Raw genomic sequence first — 15,827 nt, 5'->3', positions numbered from 1 at the left:
GCATGCCGCAGCCTCGATCCGCACAAGCGAGCACCGCCATGAGCGATACGATCCTGATCCGACCGGTGACGATGGCCGACTACGCCGCCTGGAAGCCGCTATGGGACGGCTACAACGCGTTCTACGGCCGCAGCGGTCCCAGCGCCTTGCCTGAGGAAATCACCCGCACGACCTGGGCGCGGTTCCATGATCCGGCCGAACCGGTGCATGCGCTGGTCGCCGAGTGCGGCGGCGAACTGCTGGGCCTGGCGCACTACCTGTTCCATCGCAGCACCATCCAGACCGGGCAGAGCTGCTACCTGCAGGACTTGTTCACCGTCGAAGCCGCGCGCGGCCGTGGCGTAGGCCGCGCATTGATCGAGCAGGTCTACGAACACGCCGGTGCGGCCCATGCGCCGCGCGTGTACTGGCAGACCCACGAAACCAATGCCACCGCGATGCGGCTCTACGACCAGGTCGCCGAGAAATCGGGCTTCGTCGTCTACCGCAAGCTGCTCTAACGCCACCAGCCCTGCTTGGCACCGGTCAGGATGCGCAGCATCTGGCCGCGCGCCAACGGCAGGCGCCCCAGCGGACCGAAAGCCAGATCGCGCAACCGTGCCAAACGGTCGTGCCGCGACTGGAATAACGGCGTGAGCCAGCGGCTCATGAACTGGTACACCTGCAGGTGGCGACGACGCGCACGCAGGTGGGCCTGCAGTGCCTGCGCCAGGTCGTCATGCTCGGCGAGTGCTGCGGCCAGCGATTGCGCGTCCAGCAGCGCCATGTTCACGCCTTGGCCGAGTTGCGGGCTCATCGCGTGAGCCGCGTCGCCGAGGAACACCACTCGTCCGCGATACGGCACCGGCACCACTACGTCGCGATAACGCGCGCGCTGCAGTTGTTCCGGCGCATCGATGCCGGCCAGCAACGGCGACGCCTCGGGCCACAGCGCTTCGACGCGCTCACGCAGACGCGCCAGCGCCGCCGCGTCGAAAGCGTCCACTTGGTCACCAGGCAGGCTGAAGTAAAAGGTCAGCCAGCGGTCTTTGCGATCGGCGCGGCGGCCCACCGGCAGCAGGCCGATCATCTCGCTCGCACCGGCGTAGCGCTGTTGCAAGGTATCGGCGTGCAGCCAGTTCTCGGCAGGCAACAGGCACCACACCGCGCCCCAGGGATAGATCGTGTCGCGCCGCGCCAGGCGGGGAAGACTGGCTCGCAGACGCGAGCCGGCACCATCGGCAGCCACGATCAGGTCGAACGGGCCGTGCCGATCGCCATGCTCGTCATACAGGATGCCGGACTCCGCATCCACGCTGACCATGCGCATGCCGACATGGATCGCGCCCGCATCGGCATACGCATCGCGAAGCAATGCGAACAGGCTGCCCCGGCTCATGCCCAGACCAAAACAGTCCGGTGCGTGATCCGCATAGCGCATCGCCATCACCTGCCGGCCCTGCGGATTGCAGCCATGCAGCGCCTCGATGCGTTGGCCGAGTGCCAACGCCTGTTCGCGCAAGCCAAGTTGCGCCAACACTGCCAGCCCGGTCGGCTGCAGCAGGAAGCCCGCACCCACCGGCCCCGGCGCCGGCGCTTGCTCGAACACGCTCAGCCGATGCCCTTGCCCGGCCAAAAACAGCGACGCCGCCTGACCGGCGGCGCCGTAGCCCACGATGGCAATGCGCATGCTGCGTCCCTGCATCGCGCCGCCTCGTCAGTGGTGGTGACCACCCTCGCCGTGCACGTGGCCGTGCGCGAGCTCTTCCTCGGTGGCTTCGCGCACGCCGGTCACTTCGATCGCGAAGTGCAAAGCCTTGCCGGCCAGCGGATGGTTGCCGTCGATGTGCACCTTGCCGTCCTCGACCTTGGTCACGGTGACGTTGATCACGCCCTGCGGGCCATGGCCCTGGAACTGCATGCCGGGCTGGATGTCCTCGACGCCCTGGAAGGCCTCGCGCGGCACTTCCTGCACCAGCTCGTCGTGACGCACGCCGTAGCCTTCCTCCGGCACCACGTGGGCGTCGAACTTGTCGCCGACCTGGCGGCCTTCCATCTGCTTCTCCAGGCCCGGCACGATCTGGCCCTGGCCATGCAGGTAGGCCAACGGCTCGCGTCCGGCGGAGCTGTCGACGACCTGGCCGTCGTCGTCGGTGAGCGTGTAGTGGAAGGTGGCAACGGTATTCGGGGCGATCTGCATGAAGGTTTCCGGTAACTGGTGAATGAGCCGGCTCCACACCGGCACGAACGATCAGCCTAGCAGATCGCCCCTTCCCGCTCCCGCAGACCCTGCGGCGCCCGTGCCAGAATGCCGCGTCCCCCAAGAGCCTCCATCCATGCCGTCGATCCTGGCCGACTGGCGCCACCGCCCCACGCATCGCCGCGTGTGGGCGCTGGCGACGCCAATGATCCTGTCCAACCTCAGCGTGCCGCTGGTGGCGCTGGTGGACAGCACGGTGGCCGGCCACCTGCCGCTCACCAGCGACCTGGGCGCGGTGGCGGTGGGCAGCGCCGTGTATGCACTGCCGGTGTGGAGCCTGGGCTTCCTGCGCATGGGCACCACCGGCTTCGCCGCACAGGCGCATGGCGCCCGCGACGGCTCGGCGCTGCGCACGATCCTGGCGCAGGCGCTGCTGCTGGCGGCAACGGCCGGACTGCTGGTCGGCGCCCTGATGTGGCCGCTGCTGCCGTGGTTGATCGGCCAGATGCACCCCTCCGCCGCGCTGGGCACGCTGGGATTGGACTACCTGCACCTGCGCCTCGCCGGCTTGCCTGCCGCACTGCTGAACTACGCATTGGCCGGCTGGTTCATCGGCAAGCACGACACACGCACCACGCTGGCCTTGCTGCTGGTCACGAACCTGGTGAACATCGCGCTGAACCTGCTGTTCGTGCTGGGCTTCAGGCTGGGGGTACCCGGCATCGCGCTGGCCTCGGTGGCCGGCGAATGGTGCGGCACGCTGTTTGGCCTGGCGCGGGCGCGGCAGGCGCTGCGCGCCGTCGCCGGCCGAGTGGACTGGGCCGCGATGCGCGGCTGGTCGCACTGGCGTCCGCTGCTTGCAGTGAACCGCGACATCTTCCTGCGCACGGTGGCGCTGGAGGCCGTGTTCTTTTCGGTCTCCCTGCTCGGCACCCGGCTCGGCGACGCCGTGGTGGCCGCCAATGCCTTGCTGATGAACGGGCTGCTGATCGCCGCGTTCGGACTTGATGGCCTGGCCAATGCGGTCGAGGCCCTGTGCGGCCACGCAATCGGTGCCCGCGACTTGCCCGGCCTGCGTCGCGCGCTGGTGGTGGCCAGTGGCTGGTCGCTGCTGGGCAGCCTGGGCTTCGCCGCGCTGTTCGCGCTGGGCGGCCATCTGTTCGTGGACCTGCAGACCAGCCTGCCGGCGGTACGTGCCACGGCCTACCACGCCCTGCCCTGGTTGGCCGTGCTGCCGCTGGTGGGAGTGTGGAGCTATTTGCTCGACGGCCTGTTCGTGGGCGCCACCCGCGCCCGCGAGATGCGCGACGGCATGCTGTTCTCGACCCTGCTGTTCGCTGTAGTGGCCTGGACCTGCCGCGGCTGGGGCAACGACGGCCTGTGGTTCGCCTTCGTCGTCTTCATGGCGATGCGCGGTGTGAGCCTGGGCCTGATCGCGCTGCGGCTGCAGCGCCGCCAGGCGTGGATCGCCGCGCCGATGCCTGGCTGACCGCGACGCACCTGCGGGATACTCCGCAGATGATGAAACGGATCGCAACCTGGATCGCTCCGCTGCTGTGTCTGCTGTCGATCGCCAATCCGTCGGCGGCTTCCGCCACTCCGGCATCCGACACGCCACATGATCTGTCCGCGCTGATCGCGCAGATCGACACGATCACTCACCAGCCACGCTACGCCGCCGCCGACTGGGGCATCGCCGTGGTGTCGCTGGATAGCGGCCACATGCTGTATGCACAGAACGCGGGCCGGCTGTTCCAGCCAGCCTCCATCGCCAAGCTGTTCACCGCGGCGCTGACCCTGTCCACGCTGGCCACGGATTACCGCATCCCTACCCGCCTGCTCTCGGCCGCACCGATCCGGCACGGCCGGCTGGAAGGCCCTCTGCTGCTGTACGGCATGGGCGATCCGACGCTGGGCACGCCCGGTGCGAATCCCGCGTGGGCGGACGACCTGGCCGGGCAACTGACTGCGCGCGGCGTGCACACGATACGCGGCGACCTGGTCGCCGACGACAGCTATTTCGCCGGCCCGCAGTTTGGCAGCGGCTGGGAAGCAAGCGATCTGCTGGGCTGGTTCGCAGCGCCCGCCGCGGCGCTCAGCGTGCACGAGAACATCGTGGCTTTGACCGTGACGCCCGCCGCAACCGCCGGCGGACCGGCCCGGCTGAGCTTCGCGCCCGATACGGCAGCGCCGCCCCTGACCGGCTCGCTCACCACCGCAGCGCCACACAGCCACGACGACATCAATCTGTATCGCGCACCCGGCCATCCCCTGCTGCACGCGTTCGGCAGCATCCCCGCCGGCACACCGGCGCGCACCTATCGGCTGGCCATTCCCGATCCGGCGCAACAGGCCGGCGAGGAGCTACGTGCGGCGCTGGCAAGCCACGGCATAAAGCTGGAGGGACAGCTGCGCGTACTGCACTGGCCGGAGCGCGACGATGCGTTGCGCAGCCATGCCCAGGTCCTGGCCGAGCTGCTGTCGCCGCCGGTCACCGAGATCCTCGCCCAGGGCCTCAAGCGCTCGCAGAACCTGTACCTGCAAAACCTGCTGCAGATCGACGGCATTGGCGCGAAGGCCGCGGCGGCGGACAAGCCCGACACACCCAGCGGGTTTCTCAGCGACGAAGCCTGGGGGTTGCGTGCGCTGCACGACCTGCTTGGACGCATCGGCATCGCCCCGTCTTCGGTGTTGCTGGAAGAAGGTACCGGGCTGTCGCGTGGCAACCTGGTGACGCCCGAGGCGATGGTAAGGCTGCTGCAATACCTTGCCGCGCAGCCGTGGGCGGCCACGCTGCGCGACATGCTGCCAGTGGCCGGCGTCGACGGCACGCTGAAACGACGTATGCATGACGGGCCTGCCATCGACAGGGTGCAAGCCAAGACCGGCAGCATGGCCCACGTGCACAGCATCGCCGGTTACGTCACCACGGCGGGCGGCGAGCGGCTGGCCTTCACGATCCTGCTCAACAACTACGAGCCCGCGCCTGACGCCCCCGCCGCCAACCAGGACATCGACGCCATCGTGCAGCTGCTGGCCGGCTGGCACGGCGCCGATTGAAGCCGGTTCAATCCGCCAGCAGGCGATCCAGTTCCTTGCCGATCTTTTCCGGGGTGTCGGTGGGCGCGTAGCGCTTCACCACGTGGCCGTGGGCGTCGACCAGGAACTTGGTGAAGTTCCACTTGATCGCCTCGCTGCCGAGGATGCCCTTGCCCTCATGCTTCAGCCACCGGTACAGCGGATGGGCCTGCTCGCCGTTCACCTCGATCTTGGCGAACATCGGGAAGCTCACGTCGTAACTGGTGCTGCAGAAGTTGCGGATCTCCGCCTCGTCGCCCGGCTCCTGGTGGCCGAACTGGTCGCAGGGAAAGCCAAGCACCATCAGGCCGCGGTCGCGCCCGTTCCGCCACAGCTGCTCCAGGCCCGCGTATTGCGGGGTGAAGCCGCATTTGGAGGCCACGTTGACGACCAGCAAGGTCTTGCCCCGCCATTCGGACAGGGGACGTTCGTTGCCGTCGATGTCGCGCGCGCTGAAGTCGTAGATGTCGCTCATGGCGGTAGCTCCGGTATGGCCGTATGGCAGTCTGTGCCAGACGCTAGAATACTCGCCCGCACCGACGCCGAACCGCCGTGATCCGTTTCCTAGACGTACACAAGTCCTACCGCGTGGACGGCCGGGAGATTCCCGCGCTGCAGCCGTTCAACCTCGACATCCAGGATGGCGAGGTGTTCGGCATCATCGGCCATTCCGGCGCGGGCAAGTCCACCCTGATCCGGCTGATCAACCTGCTGGAGCAGCCCAGCGGCGGACGCATCCTGATCGGCGACACCGAGATGACCGCGCTGGACGAGGCTGCGCTGCGCGCGCAGCGCCGACGCATCGGCATGATCTTCCAGCACTTCAACCTGCTCGCCTCGCAGACCGTGGCGGACAACGTGGCGTTTCCGCTGCGCCTTGCCGGCGAGCGCGACACCGCGAAAATCCGCACTCGCGTCGGCGAACTGCTGGCGCGCGTGGGCCTGACCGAGCACGCGGGCAAATACCCCTCGCAGCTCTCCGGCGGCCAGAAACAGCGCGTAGGCATTGCCCGCGCCCTGGCGAACCGGCCGGAGATCCTGTTGTGCGACGAGGCCACCAGCGCGCTCGACCCGCAGACCACGGCATCGGTGCTCGACCTGCTAGCCTCGATCAACCGTGAGCTCAAGCTCACCATCGTGCTGATCACCCACGAGATGGACGTAGTGCGCCGCATCTGCGACCGCGTGGCCGTGCTCGACGCCGGGCGCATCGTGGAAAGCGGCACGGTGGCCGACGTATTCCTGCACCCGCGGCACGCCACCACGCGGCGTTTCGTCAACGAGGCGCTGCCCGAGGAAGCCGCCGGCGCGCAGACGCCGCTGGTGCAGGTCGGCGGCCGCAAGCTGCGACTCACCTTCCGGGGCGCCACCACGCTCAGCCCGGTATTGAGCCGGGTGATGCGCGAGAGCGGCGTGGACTTCAACCTGCTGGCCGGCCGCATCGACCGCATCAAGGATCTGCCCTACGGCCAGCTCACCCTGGCGCTGGAAGGCGCGAACACCGACGCCGCGCTGGCCGCCCTGCGCGAAGCCGGCATCGAGATCGAGGAGCTGCCATGAGTACCGCGCCGCTGCTGCAGACGCTGTTTCCCAACATCGACGACTGGGGCGAGCTGGCCCGCGCCTGCGTCGACACCTTACTGATGCTGGGCGGCTCGCTGGCACTCACCGTGCTGATCGGCCTGCCCCTGGGCGTGCTGCTCTACCTCACCGGCCAAGACCAGCTGCGCGCGATGCCTAAGCTGTACGGAGTCACCTCGCTGGTGGTGAACGTGCTGCGTTCGGTGCCCTTCATCATCCTGATGATCGTGCTGATGCCGGTGACCTACGCGCTGGTGGGCACCAAGCTCGGCGTGCGCGGCGCGATCCCGCCGCTGGTGATCGGCGCCGCACCGTTCTTCGCGCGGCTGGTGGAAACCGCGCTGCGCGAGGTACAGAAGGGCGTGATCGAGGCGGCACAGGCGATGGGCGCCAGCACCTGGCAGATCGTGCGCCACGTGCTGCTGCCCGAAGCGCGCGCCGGCATCGCCGCCGGCATCACCGTCACCGCGATCGCGCTGGTGGGTTACACCGCCATGGGCGGCGCGATCGGTTCCGGCGGCCTCGGCGACCTCGCCTACCGCTACGGTTACCTGAGCTACAAGTCCGACTACATGTTGGTCACCGTGGTGTTGCTGGTGGTGCTGGTGCAACTGCTGCAGATGTTCGGCGACCGCATCGTGGCGCGTTATAAGCGATACTGATCTGGTTATTTCCCCGCCAACGAATGGACGTCTAGTCTGGAACTCCCCCCGGAAACCGCCATGATCCATGCTGCTGCTCGGTGCCATCTCCGCCACCTTGTCCCTTCTGCTGCTCGCCGGCTTCGCCCGCAAGCCGTCATGACGCGGATGTTGCGCGCTGCCAGCGCCGCAGCCCTTGCTTTGCTGCTCGCGGCCTGCTCGGCACCCAAGGAGGACGCGAACACGCTCACCGTGGCCGCCACCGCGGTGCCGCATGCGGAAATCCTCAAGCAGGTGCAGCCTATCCTCGCGAAGGAAGGCGTCGACCTGAAGATCAAGGTGTTCGCCGACTATGTACAGCCGAACACCCAGGTGGTCGAGAAGACCATCGACCTCAACTACTTCCAGACCAAGCCCTACCTGGATGCATTCAACCACGAGCACGGCACCCATCTTGTGCCGGTCGCCGGAGTGCATATCGAGCCGTTCGGCGCCTACTCGCGCAAGATCAAGAGCATCGACCAGCTGCCTGACGGCGCCACCGTGACGCTGCCGAACGACCCCAGCAACGAGGGCCGCGCCCTGCTGCTGCTCGCCAAGCACGGCCTGATCACGCTGAAGGATCCCGGCAACGCGCTGGCCACGCCGAAAGACGTCACGGCGAACCCGAAGCAGCTGAAGTTCAAGGAACTGGAGGCGGCGATGCTGCCGCGCACGCTGGATGAAGTGGATCTGGCCCTGATCAACACCAACTACGCGCTGGCGGCCGGGCTCAATCCGACCAAGGATGCCTTGTTGATCGAAGACAAGGACTCGCCTTACGTGAACTACCTGGTGGGCCGTTCCGACAACCAGAACGACCCGCGCGTGCAGAAGCTGGCGAAGGCGCTGACCAGTCCGGAGATCAAGGCGTTCATCGAGCAGAAGTACCAGGGCGCGGTGCTACCGGCGTTCTGATGATTCACTGTAGGAACGCACCCTGTGCGCGATGACTCTTGGCTTCGATCAAGCGTCAGAGCATTCGCGCACAGGGTGCGCTCCTACATCGGCAAGCTCAGGCCGCCGCCATCTGCTTCGGGATCGAGCGGTTGGTGTGGGTGATGCGGTTGTTCGCGTCCACGTAGACGCAGGTGGGCTGGAACTGCTCCAGCTCCTTCTCGTCGATCTGGGCGAACGCGGCGATGATGATGAGATCGCCCACCTGCACGCTGCGCGCGGCGCTGCCGTTAACCGAGATGATGCCCGAGCCTTCTTCGGCACGCAGCGCGTAGGTGACGAAGCGCTGGCCGTTGTCGATGTCCCAGGCATGGATCTGCTCGTACTCGCGGATGCCAGCGGCATCCAGCAGGTTGCCGTCGATCGCGATCGAACCCTCGTAGTGCAGCTCGGCGTGGCTGACGGTGGCGCGGTGGATCTTCGCCTTGAACATGTTCAGGTGCATGACTTCGATTTCCTGCGGGAACGGCCCGCCTGGCTGCGCATTATCGAACTGCCGACATTGCACCGCAACATCGGCCGTTCAGCTCGAAAATGTGGGCCGTTCAGTCGAACTGCAAGTTGTCGATCAGCCGCGTCGCGCCCAGCCGCGCCGCGACCAGCGCCACCAGCCCCGTGCGCTCGCCGGCCTCGGGCTCGGTCAGGTCCTCGGCACGGCGGATCGCCACGTAATCGGGAACGAAGCCGGCGCGCTCCAGCTTCGACTGCGCGACTTCCTCGACGATGCGCCACGCATGGCCCTTGTCGACGACCAGCTCGCGCATCTGCGTCAGCGTGGCGTGGATCTGCGGCGCCAGCGCGCGCTCCTCCGCCGACAGGTACTGGTTGCGCGAGCTGAGTGCCAGGCCGTCGTCGGCGCGCTGGGTAGGCGCGCTCACCACCTTCAGCGGCAGCGCCAGGTCGCGCACCATGCGCTCGATCACCTTGAGCTGCTGGAAATCCTTCTGCCCGAACACGGCAATGTCCGGCTGCACCTGGTTGAACAGCTTGCACACCACGGTGGCCACGCCATCGAAATGGCCGGGGCGGTGCGCGCCCTCCAGCGTGTCGGTAATGCCGGGCACGTGGATGCTGACGCCATGCTCGGCGCCGAACGGGTACATCGTCGCCACCTCGGGTGCGAACAGCAGGTCGCATTCACTCTCGGCCAGGCCGGCCTGGTCCTGCGCCAGCGTGCGCGGGTAGCGCTCGAAATCCTCGTTCGGGCCGAACTGGGTGGGATTGACGAACACGCTGGCCACCACGCGATCGGCGCGCGCGCGCGCCAGCTTCAGCAGCGAGTAGTGCCCCGCGTGCAGGTTGCCCATGGTCGGCACCAGCCCCACGGTCTGGCCCTGGGTCCGCCAGCTGCGGATCGCGGCGCGCAGGGCCGGAAGGTCTTGCACAGTCTGCATTCGGAAACCGCCGTCGGTCAGTTGAAGCAATGTTCGGGCGCAGGAAACGCCCCGCTGCGCACGTCCGCCGCATAGGCGGCGATCGCCGCTGCCACAGAATCGCGGCCAGCGAGGAAATCCTTGCTGAACTTGGGTCGCTTGCCGGGCGTGATGCCCAGCATGTCGTGGATCACCAGCACCTGGCCGTCGCAATGCGGACCCGCGCCGATGCCGATCACCGGGATATCCAATGCCTTGGTCACCCGCTCGCCCAGCGCGGTGGGCACGCCTTCCAGCACCAGCAGGTCCGCGCCCGCCGCCTGCACGGCCTGCGCCTCTGCAAAGATGCGGTCGGCCGTTTCCTGCTCGCGTCCCTGGATGCGGAAGCCGCCGAACTTGTGCACCGACTGCGGAGTGAGGCCGAGGTGTGCGCAGACCGGGATCGCCCGCGCCACCAGCGCGGAAATCGCGTCGAGGATGTGCGGCGCGGCGCCCTCGATCTTCACCATCGCCGCCCCCGCTTCGCCCACCAGCCGCGCGCCGGCTTGCAGCACGTGCGGCAGGTCGCGATCGGCCATGAACGGCAGGTCCGCGACCAGCAGCGTGGCCGACAGACCGCGCGCCACCGCCTGCGTGTGGTAGACCATGTGATCCAGTGTCACCGGCAAGGTGCTCTTGTGACCCTGGACCACCATGCCCAGCGAATCGCCGACCAGGGCCACGTCGATGCCGGCCAGCTCCAGTTGCGCGGCAAGGCTATAGTCGTAGGCGGTAAGCACCGTGATGCGGCGGCCTTCGGCCTTCATCGCGTGCAGGCCCGGCACGGTGACCGGTTTGCGGGCGGTTGTCTTGGCGGGATCCACGTACACGATGTCGTCTCGCAGGGTGGGAGCGGCCGATTATCCGCTGCACCGCATCATTCGGCCAGCCGGCCTTCGATCAGGCACTCGCAACCCTGGGTATCCGCCGCAGCCAACAATTCGGCCACACGGCCCTGTCCCGGCAGCAGCAGATCCGGTGCCAGGTCGGCCAGCGGCAACAGCACGAAAGCGCGTTCGGCGATGCGCGGGTGCGGCAGGGTGAGCCGGGCGTCGTCGATCCGTACGCCCTCCATGTGCAGGATGTCCAGGTCCAACGTGCGCGGGCCGTTGCGCTCGGCGCGTACGCGTCCGGCGCGCTGTTCGATCGCCAGCAGCGCATCCAGCAGGTCGTGCGGCCCGAGGCCGGTCTCCAGCAGCGCGGCAGCGTTGAGGAACGGAGGTTGCTCCAGCACGCCCCAGGGCGGGGTCCGGTATAAGCGGGAGCGACGCAGCAGCCGCGTGGCAGGCAGCCGTCCCAGAGCGTCCATGGCATCCAGCAACTGATGCCGCGGATCGCCCAGGTTGCCGCCCAACGCGATGTAGGCCGCGGTCACGCCGGTTTCGACTTGGTCGCAGGCTTGCGCCGGCGCCGCTTGCGCGCGGCGCTGGCCGGTGCGGATGCTTCGTGGTCGTTGCCGCCGCTCTCGTGCACCGGCAATGCCGCCGCCAGCGTGTCATGCGGCAGTTGCTGTGCATGGTCCCACCACAAGCCCAGCTCGCGGATCGCCGGCGACTCGTGTGCGCGCAGCAGCAGGAAATCGAACGCGGCACGGAATCGCGGATGCGCCAGCAAGCGCAACACCTTCTTGCGCTGCACCTGCTCGAAGCGCGGCTGCAGCGACCAGATCTCCTCCATGGTGAAGGTGAAGCGGCGTGGGATCGCCACGCGCTGGCACTGCTCGCCCACCACCTGCAGCGCGGCGCGCGCCCAGGCCTCATTGCCGTCCTTGCCGCGGGCGATCTGCTGCTGAGCCACATCGCGCACCTCGCCCCACAGCAGCACGGCGAACAGGAAGGCCGGCGTCACCGACTTGCCCTCGGCCACGCGCGCGTCGGTGTTCGCCAGCCCTTGTTCGACCAGCGCGCGCAGCGCCTCGTCGCCGCGCTTGAGCGCACGGGCGGTGGCCGGGAACAAGAACTTCAGCAGGCCGCATTGCTCGAGCATGCGGAAGCTCTTCAGCCCGTGCCCGGAGAGGAACATCTTCAGCGATTCGTCGAACAACCGCGCTGGTGCCGCCTCGGCCAGCAGCGGCCCCAGCTCCTCGAACGGCGCGGTAGCGGCCGTATCGATGCTGAAGCCGAGCTTGGCCGCCAGCCGTGCCGCGCGCAGCATGCGCACCGGGTCCTCGCGGTAGCGTGTGACCGGCTCGCCGATCAGGCGCAGCACGCGGTCCTGCAGGTCCTGCATGCCGCCCACGTAGTCGCGCACCGAGAAATCGCTGATGTCGTAGTACATCGCGTTGACGCGGAAGTCGCGGCGCAGCGCGTCCTCTTCGATTGTGCCCCAGACGTTGTCGCGCACGATGCGGCCATCGACGATGTGGCGCTCGCCCTCCGCGCCCTCTTCCTCGCCGGTGCCGCGGAAGGTGGCCACCTCGATGATCTCTGGCCCGAACACGACATGCGCCAGCCGGAAGCGGCGACCGATCAGCCGGCAGTTGCGGAACAGCTTCTTGACCTCGTCCGGCGTGGCGTTGGTGGCCACGTCGAAATCCTTGGGCCGACCGCCCAGCAGCAGGTCGCGCACGGCGCCGCCGACCAGGAACGCGTCGTAACCGGCCTCGTTGAGGCGGTACAGCACGCGCAGCGCGGCCTTGCTGATGTTCTTGCGGGAAATCGTGTGCTGCTCGCGCGGGATGATGCGCAGCGCGGGCCTGGCGTCGTTCCTGGTTTCGGAATTCAAGCGAGTGGAATCCTTGGAGTACCGCGCCCGGCACGGTCCGCGGCTCATGACGACGGCGCGGCGGTCGAGGGCCGCGGATCATGCACGACGTCACCCGCAGGCATTGCCGGACGAAACAATTCCGCTATACTAGCGCGCTTCGCGACAATCCGCTCCCATCGTCTAGTGGCCTAGGACACCGCCCTCTCAAGGCGGGAACACGAGTTCGAACCTCGTTGGGAGCGCCATTATTTGTGCGATTCGTCCAGAATCGCAGCCCGGCGCGGCAATGCGGCAAGCTTCAAACACCCGCCCTGCCCGAGCGCCACCCGCGGCCATCCATGGCCGCACTCTTCAGAAACAGCCGGCACGACCCAGCGGTCGTGCCGTTTTGTTTTTGGGCGACACCCCGGCAACCGCCCCTGGCCGCGCGCCTTCCACCTGCGCGATAGACGCGGTGATTCGCGCCCGGATGAGCCGCCGACACGGCAAGCAGCGACTTTTCACGCCGCGCGCAATGCGGTCATACTTGCCGGCATCCATCGCAAGAGCCCCACCCCCATGACCTTTGTCGTCACCGACAACTGCATCAAGTGCAAGTACACCGACTGCGTGGAAGTCTGCCCGGTCGATGCCTTCCACGAAGGCCCGAACTTCCTGGTGATCGACCCGGACGAGTGCATCGACTGCACGCTGTGCGAGCCGGAGTGCCCGATCAACGCGATCTATCCGGAGGACGACGTGCCCGGCGGCCAGGAGGGTTTCGTGGCGCTGAACGCCGAACTGGCGAAGGCCTGGCCGGTCATCACCGAGCGCAAGGACGGCCTTGCCGACGCGAAGGACTGGGAAGGCAAGCCGGACAAGCTCAAGTTGCTGCAACGCTGAAAGCCGGCGTAGCGCATCAACGAAAAGGCCGCCCATCGGGCGGCCTTTTCGTTGGTCGAGGCGAAAGCCGGGTCAGCTGCCCATGCCCTTCTTCAGTGCATCCATCAGCTTGGCGACCGCGCCGGCGGCGCCTTGTGCGCGCACTTCGCTGGCGGTGCTGCCGCTGGGGTTCACGGTGACCTGCACCGCATGCGTGGCGGTGTCGGAGGTGGCCGTGTTCTTGTCGTGATGGAACATGCGTCCGAAGAAGCCGCGCTTCTTCGCCGGCACTTCGCCGCCCACCACGTTCACGGTGTAGCTGTGCGCGCCGTCGTCGTGGCCGGCCACCTGGCCAGCGCTACCCGCGGCCAGCAACGTGCCCACCTTCTGGTAGGTGTTGTCGACGGTGTCCGAGACGATGAAAGCGTCCGAGATCTGGTCGGGCGCGGCCGGCGCAGCCTGGGACTGCTCCGAGCCCGGCGGCGGGATCACCAGCGCGGCGGTCGCCGGCGGCGTATCCAGGCCCGGCGGGATTTCCAGCGGGGATTCCTGCTTGGCCGTTTCCCACGCCTTCGTGGATCGGAACATGCCGCAACCGGAAAGCAGCAAGCCCGCGAGGGCCAGTGCCGGCAAGGTCACGAGGAGCGAGGATTTCTTCATGCAAAGGATTTCCGTGGATGGGTCGTTAATGGCCGCCAACGCGGCTCTCGAATCAGGCAGCGTGTGCCAAGGATGCCAGACTGGACAGCGCCTCGCGCAAACGGGCGCGGTCCGGACCCTCGGCGAGCTCCACCAGCGGCAGCCGCGGCAGCGCCGAGCCCAGCCCCAGTTCCGGCAGGCCGGCCTTCACCGCGATCGGGTTCGGTGCGCAGTTCAGCGCCAGCACCAAGGGTGCCAACGCATCATCGCAACGCGCAGTGGCAACCCTGTCTCCCCCGGTGGCCGCGTCGCACAGCGCGCGGAACGCCCTGGGCACCAGGTTCGCCACTACCGACACGGTACCGGCCGCGCCCGCCAGCATGGCCTGCCCGGCCGTGCCGTCGTCGCCGGAGAGATAGACGAAATCCGGGCGCGCAAGTTCCGCCAGCGCAGCGATGCGCCCGGCGTCGGCGCAAGCTTCCTTGATGCCGACGATGGCCGGGTGGCCGGCGAGCTGTGCCACCGTTTCCGGCAGCAGGTCGCAGGCGGTGCGGCCGGGCACGTTGTAGAGCACCACCGGCAGGCCGCCGTGCTCGGCGACTTCGAGGTAATGCCGGCGCATGCCTTCCTGGGTGGGGCGCACGTAGTACGGCGTCACCACCAGGGCTGCGTCGGCGCCCAACGCCTTGGCACGTCGGGTGAGCGCCACGGTTTTCGCGGTGCCCGCCTCGCCGGTACCGGCAATCACCGGCACGCGGCCGGCCACATGCTCCACCGCGAACGCGAGCAGGCGATCGAACTCGTCGTGTTCGAGCATGTGCGCCTCGCCGGTGGAGCCGGCCACCACCAGCGCCTGCGTACCGCCGGCGAGCTGGTGGTCGAGCAGGCGCGCGAACGCCGGCAGGTCGAGCGCGCCATCGGGCGCGAACGGCGTCACCAGCGCGCAGATGCTTCCGCGAATGTCCAAGGCTCGGTTCCGCTGCAGATTCAGACCAACCATGTTACTTGCGGCCTTGCCGGAGCGGCAAGTAAGCTGGCCGGCGCGATTCCCGCGCCGCGCGGGATCCGGCACAGGCCATCTCATTGAAACCGACGCCCCCCGCCTCCGCCCGTTCGGGCAGTGACAACCAGTTGCTGATCCACGCGCTGACTTCGGCCGCCCACTCCCCGCTTACTGCGTTGACTCGCCGCATCGCCGACGCCGGCTGCAGCCTGGCCGAGTCGCGCGTGGCGACGATCGGCAACGAGGTGTCGATGATGCTGCTGGCCAACGGCGCCTGGGACGCGCTCGCCAAGCTGGAGACGGCGCTGAACAAGCTGGCGCGCGACGAGAACCTGCGGCTGAGCCACTATCGTACGGCGCCGCGCGAGCCGAATTCGCACCTGCTGCCCTACATGGTCGAGATCATCTCCGCCGACCGCCCCGGCATCGTGGCGCGCATCGTGGAGTTCTTCAGCCAGCAAGGCATCAGCGTGGAGCAGCTGCACTCCACCCGCTATCACGCAATGCAGACCGGTGCGGAGATGTTCCAGGCGCAGTTCACGATCGGCATTCCGTCCGACGTGCACATCGCCGCCTTGCGCGACGATTTCCTGGAACTGTGCGACGGCCTGAACCTGGACGCGATCATGGATCCGGTGAAGTTCTAGGAGCCTCTGCGAAGCTTCGCCGCCGAGGTTCCTAGGATGCGCCTGCACGACACGCCTGACAAGGCTGTCATCCGTAACATTCAT

At 67.8% G+C, this 15,827-nt stretch carries 18 protein-coding genes and 1 tRNA gene; 9 read left to right on the top strand and 10 right to left on the bottom strand.

Translation table 11 applies throughout. The features are described from left to right. Nucleotides 1-38 precede the first annotated feature (38 nt). Nucleotides 39-500, top strand: a complete 462-nt coding sequence (locus ISP14_RS08810) for a GNAT family N-acetyltransferase (protein WP_404538273.1) — start codon at nucleotides 39-41, stop codon at nucleotides 498-500. Here ISP14_RS08810 and ISP14_RS08805 read toward each other — a convergent pair. Both ISP14_RS08805 and ISP14_RS08800 read right to left on the bottom strand, forming a co-directional pair. Next, nucleotides 497-1,669 (bottom strand): FAD-dependent oxidoreductase, encoded by a 1,173-nt coding sequence (locus ISP14_RS08805; RefSeq protein ID WP_404538270.1) that lies wholly within the window; start codon nucleotides 1,667-1,669, stop codon nucleotides 497-499. The genes ISP14_RS08810 and ISP14_RS08805 overlap by 4 nt on opposite strands. A 27-nt stretch (nucleotides 1,670-1,696) precedes the next feature. Beyond that, nucleotides 1,697-2,179 (bottom strand): FKBP-type peptidyl-prolyl cis-trans isomerase, encoded by a 483-nt coding sequence (locus ISP14_RS08800; protein ID WP_404538267.1) that lies wholly within the window; start codon nucleotides 2,177-2,179, stop codon nucleotides 1,697-1,699. A gap of 136 nt (nucleotides 2,180-2,315) precedes the next feature. Between ISP14_RS08800 and ISP14_RS08795 the strand changes: the two genes are divergently transcribed. Further along, on the top strand, nucleotides 2,316-3,668 hold the full coding sequence (locus tag ISP14_RS08795) for an MATE family efflux transporter (RefSeq protein ID WP_404538265.1): 1,353 nt from the start codon (nucleotides 2,316-2,318) through the stop codon (nucleotides 3,666-3,668). 32 nt (nucleotides 3,669-3,700) lie between these two features. Continuing rightward, nucleotides 3,701-5,239, top strand: a complete 1,539-nt coding sequence (gene dacB, locus ISP14_RS08790) for a D-alanyl-D-alanine carboxypeptidase/D-alanyl-D-alanine endopeptidase (protein ID WP_404538262.1) — start codon at nucleotides 3,701-3,703, stop codon at nucleotides 5,237-5,239. Between the two features lie 7 nt (nucleotides 5,240-5,246). Here the strand turns inward: dacB and ISP14_RS08785 are convergent, their stop codons facing one another. Beyond that, nucleotides 5,247-5,732, bottom strand: coding sequence for a glutathione peroxidase (locus ISP14_RS08785; RefSeq protein ID WP_404538259.1), 486 nt, complete (start codon nucleotides 5,730-5,732; stop codon nucleotides 5,247-5,249). 77 nt (nucleotides 5,733-5,809) lie between these two features. Here ISP14_RS08785 and ISP14_RS08780 point away from each other — a divergent pair, with 77 nt between their 5' ends. The 3 genes from ISP14_RS08780 (at nucleotide 5,810) to ISP14_RS08770 (ending at nucleotide 8,436) form a co-directional block, all read left to right on the top strand. Continuing rightward, nucleotides 5,810-6,817 (top strand): methionine ABC transporter ATP-binding protein, encoded by a 1,008-nt coding sequence (locus ISP14_RS08780; protein WP_404538256.1) that lies wholly within the window; start codon nucleotides 5,810-5,812, stop codon nucleotides 6,815-6,817. Next, the gene (locus ISP14_RS08775) at nucleotides 6,814-7,500 is read left to right on the top strand and encodes a methionine ABC transporter permease (protein WP_404538253.1); all 687 of its coding nucleotides are present in this window, start codon (nucleotides 6,814-6,816) and stop codon (nucleotides 7,498-7,500) included. The genes ISP14_RS08780 and ISP14_RS08775 overlap by 4 nt, the downstream gene beginning before the upstream one ends. A 138-nt stretch (nucleotides 7,501-7,638) precedes the next feature. Next, nucleotides 7,639-8,436 (top strand): MetQ/NlpA family ABC transporter substrate-binding protein, encoded by a 798-nt coding sequence (locus ISP14_RS08770; RefSeq protein WP_404538250.1) that lies wholly within the window; start codon nucleotides 7,639-7,641, stop codon nucleotides 8,434-8,436. 97 nt (nucleotides 8,437-8,533) lie between these two features. Here ISP14_RS08770 and panD read toward each other — a convergent pair whose 3' ends face one another. The 5 genes from panD to pcnB all read right to left on the bottom strand — a co-directional run bounded on the left by panD (nucleotide 8,534) and on the right by pcnB (nucleotide 12,611). Continuing rightward, nucleotides 8,534-8,920 (bottom strand): aspartate 1-decarboxylase, encoded by a 387-nt coding sequence (panD, locus tag ISP14_RS08765; RefSeq protein WP_404538247.1) that lies wholly within the window; start codon nucleotides 8,918-8,920, stop codon nucleotides 8,534-8,536. Between the two features lie 100 nt (nucleotides 8,921-9,020). After that, complete coding sequence (gene panC / locus ISP14_RS08760) at nucleotides 9,021-9,869, bottom strand: pantoate--beta-alanine ligase (RefSeq protein ID WP_404538244.1); 849 nt, start codon at nucleotides 9,867-9,869, stop codon at nucleotides 9,021-9,023. Between the two features lie 17 nt (nucleotides 9,870-9,886). Then, a complete protein-coding gene (gene panB / locus ISP14_RS08755) occupies nucleotides 9,887-10,717 on the bottom strand; it encodes a 3-methyl-2-oxobutanoate hydroxymethyltransferase (protein WP_404538241.1) in 831 nt (276 codons plus the stop codon). Between the two features lie 47 nt (nucleotides 10,718-10,764). Beyond that, a complete protein-coding gene (folK, locus tag ISP14_RS08750; RefSeq protein WP_404538239.1) occupies nucleotides 10,765-11,262 on the bottom strand; it encodes a 2-amino-4-hydroxy-6-hydroxymethyldihydropteridine diphosphokinase in 498 nt (165 codons plus the stop codon). Next, nucleotides 11,259-12,611 (bottom strand): polynucleotide adenylyltransferase PcnB, encoded by a 1,353-nt coding sequence (gene pcnB, locus ISP14_RS08745; protein WP_404538236.1) that lies wholly within the window; start codon nucleotides 12,609-12,611, stop codon nucleotides 11,259-11,261. The genes folK and pcnB overlap by 4 nt, the downstream gene beginning before the upstream one ends. Nucleotides 12,612-12,762: 151 nt before the next feature. On the opposite strand from pcnB, the gene ISP14_RS08740 reads away from it, so the two are divergent. After that, nucleotides 12,763-12,838 (top strand) — tRNA-Glu (locus ISP14_RS08740). Nucleotides 12,839-13,151: 313 nt separating this feature from the next. Next, on the top strand, nucleotides 13,152-13,475 hold the full coding sequence (gene fdxA, locus ISP14_RS08735) for a ferredoxin FdxA (RefSeq protein WP_404538233.1): 324 nt from the start codon (nucleotides 13,152-13,154) through the stop codon (nucleotides 13,473-13,475). Between the two features lie 72 nt (nucleotides 13,476-13,547). Here fdxA and ISP14_RS08730 read toward each other — a convergent pair whose 3' ends face one another. Continuing rightward, nucleotides 13,548-14,114, bottom strand: coding sequence for a hypothetical protein (locus tag ISP14_RS08730; protein WP_404538231.1), 567 nt, complete (start codon nucleotides 14,112-14,114; stop codon nucleotides 13,548-13,550). A 52-nt stretch (nucleotides 14,115-14,166) separates the two neighbouring features. Further along, nucleotides 14,167-15,060 carry a 4-hydroxy-tetrahydrodipicolinate synthase gene (dapA, locus tag ISP14_RS08725; protein WP_404538228.1) on the bottom strand — a complete coding sequence of 298 codons (894 nt, stop codon included), beginning with the start codon at nucleotides 15,058-15,060 and terminating at the stop codon, nucleotides 14,167-14,169. 116 nt (nucleotides 15,061-15,176) lie between these two features. Between dapA and ISP14_RS08720 the strand changes: the two genes are divergently transcribed. Next, nucleotides 15,177-15,743, top strand: a complete 567-nt coding sequence (locus ISP14_RS08720; RefSeq protein WP_404538225.1) for a glycine cleavage system protein R — start codon at nucleotides 15,177-15,179, stop codon at nucleotides 15,741-15,743. Nucleotides 15,744-15,827 lie beyond the last annotated feature (84 nt).

The sequence above is a fragment of the Dyella agri genome, from assembly GCF_044904705.1.
GTDB lineage: Bacteria > Pseudomonadota > Gammaproteobacteria > Xanthomonadales > Rhodanobacteraceae > Rhodanobacter_A > Rhodanobacter_A agri.
This window is presented reverse-complemented; position numbering and strand designations above follow the sequence as displayed.